This is a genomic window from Syntrophotalea sp. (assembly GCF_050253115.1).
GTDB classification, from domain to species: Bacteria; Desulfobacterota; Desulfuromonadia; order Desulfuromonadales; family Syntrophotaleaceae; genus Syntrophotalea; species Syntrophotalea acetylenica.
Genome location: NZ_JBFWJQ010000118.1, coordinates 1 through 2,297, shown reverse-complemented (window position 1 = coordinate 2,297; position 2,297 = coordinate 1). Strand labels below are relative to the sequence as shown.

Genomic DNA, 2,297 nt, shown 5'->3' with positions numbered 1-2,297 from the left:
CAGATGGCGCTCGCCGCGGGTGTCAAGCAGGTGCCCATGGTTGACGATCAGGGGCTGCTGGTCGGCGTCGAAGTGATCGACGAATACCTGCGTATCAGCGAAAAACCCAATACGGTGGTCGTTATGGCCGGCGGTCTTGGCACCCGGTTGCGCCCCCTGACGGAAAATACCCCCAAGCCGCTGCTCAAGGTCGGTTCCAGGCCCATCCTTGAAACCATCATCCGCAATTTCACCCATTATGGTTTTCGTCGCATCTTTCTGAGTCTGAACTACCGGGGCGAGCAGATTCAGGCTTATTTCGGTGATGGCGGGGAGTTTGGTGCGAGATTGCATTATCTGGTTGAAAACAAGCGGCTGGGGACGGCAGGAGCTCTTAGTCTGCTCCCGGAAAAGTGTGAGCAACCGGTGATTATCATGAACGGCGATCTTTTGACCAATGTCAATTTCGAACACCTGGTCAATTACCACAACCTTTCCGGAGCCAGCGCAACCATGTGTGTCAGGGATTATGAGTTGCAGGTGCCCTACGGCGTGGTGCATTCCGATGGTGCGACCATAAAGCAAATCGAGGAGAAACCGATCCACCGTTATTACGTCAACGCCGGCATTTACGTGCTGAGTCCCGAAGTTCTTGAAAAAATTCCCCGGGATCGATATTTCGATATGCCGCAGCTTTTTCAGAAACTGATTGATGACGGGGCCAAGACCTGTTCCTTCCCGGTGAGGGAATACTGGATGGATATCGGCCAGCCCGCCGATTTTGAGCAGGCCAACGAGGAATATGCGGAGGTGTTCGGTGTTTGATGGCAGGCGGATTCTGGCGCTCATTCCGGCGCGGGGTGGCAGCAAGGGACTGCCGGGCAAGAACATCCGCGAGCTGGCCGGGCGGCCTTTGCTTGCCTGGAGTATCGAAGCGGCCAGGCATAGCCGCTATGTCGATTTTGTGGCGCTATCCACGGACAGTCGGGACATCGCCGATGTGGCCGAGGCTGAAGGGGTACCGGTGCCTTTTTTGCGGCCAGCCCATCTTGCGACGGACAGTGCCAGCAGTTTCGATGCCCTTGTTCATGCCCTGGATTGGTATGCCGGGAACGGTGAGCGTTTTGATCTCGTCGTCTGGCTGCAGCCGACTTCGCCTTTGCGCACGGCGGCGGATATCGATCAGGCCATCGAGTTATATTTTGAAAAGCAAGCTGCTGCCATCGTGTCGGTATGCGAAACGGATCATCACCCCTGGTGGAGCAATGTTCTGCCCGCTGATGGCAATATGGCCGATTTTTTGCGGCCTGAGGTGCTGAATACCAACCGGCAGGAACTGCCTGTTTATTATCGTTTAAATGGCGCCATTTATCTTGGTGCACCTGAGTTTTTACGGAAAAACGGGTCATTTTTCGGCAGTGGAACTTATGCTTATCCGATGCCTGATGCCAGATCCGTGGATATTGATAGCTTGATGGATTTTCGCATCGCGGAAGCTGTTCTTCTATCGCAGAAATCATGAGTCAATAAGTGAAAAGCCTCGGGAAAATCCGGGGCTTTTCATTTTCAGGCGGCCACTGTAGCCAACATTCGGCGGGCTGCTTCATTATCGGGATCCTTATCCAGAAGATATCTGAACACGCTGGCCGCCGAGTCGTCATGGCCGATTTCCTTGTATAATCTGCCGACTTTGAGGAGAACCGTGACATCATCAGGAAACCGGTCGAGATAGTCCGCATAAGCATTCAACGCTGTCTGGATCTGGCCCATGGTTTTCGCCAGTTCGGCGTATTGTGGTAAATATCCGGGGGATATGGCGGACAGGCATTGCAGCGCTAAAAAAGCGTTTTCGCTATCGTGCAGGCTCAGAGAGAGGGAGGCAACACGTCGCAGGGCATCTTCCCGAACCATTTCCACGTTTTTATCCAGGGTCTGTTGGTAGGCTTGTAAGGCTCCCATGGAATCCCCTTCCAGTTCCGCCAGGTAACCTTGGGTAAGGTACCGAACAGACGCGGCGGCTTCGAGATTCATGCTTGTGAGACCTTCGACGAGTCCGGCAAGCGATGCCTTGTCCTTTTTCTTGAACAACATGCCGGCTTTACTGCGTGCCAATTCGGGGTTTGCATCACGCTGGCTGCGTTTTAGATGGTTGCTGTCTTCGGCGGTCACGGCCCTCTCGAATTGTACTTCGAGGTTTTGCTGCTCTTGTCTCGTTTTTTCAGGCATGTGGTGTGTTTTCAGGTTTTGCCGTTGTTGCCACACCTTGACGCGTCCCGGTTCGCCAAGTTTTTGCCAGGTTTTGGATAGTTCCGAAAAGT

At 53.7% G+C, this 2,297-nt stretch carries 3 protein-coding genes; 2 read left to right on the top strand and 1 reads right to left on the bottom strand.

Annotation, left to right across the window (positions count from 1 at the left end; genetic code table 11):
- Both AB7E65_RS10915 and AB7E65_RS10910 read left to right on the top strand, forming a co-directional pair.
- Positions 1–804 (top strand): nucleotidyltransferase family protein (locus tag AB7E65_RS10915; protein WP_428745894.1); only part of this gene is annotated, 804 nt, incomplete at its 5' end.
- Entirely contained in the window at positions 797–1,501 is a 705-nt protein-coding gene (locus tag AB7E65_RS10910) for a cytidylyltransferase domain-containing protein (protein ID WP_428745893.1), read from the top strand. The genes AB7E65_RS10915 and AB7E65_RS10910, both read left to right, overlap by 8 nt.
- A 44-nt stretch (positions 1,502–1,545) precedes the next feature.
- On the opposite strand, the gene AB7E65_RS10905 is transcribed toward AB7E65_RS10910, so the two are convergent.
- Positions 1,546–2,297 (bottom strand): tetratricopeptide repeat protein (locus tag AB7E65_RS10905; RefSeq protein WP_428745892.1); only part of this gene is annotated, 752 nt, incomplete at its 5' end.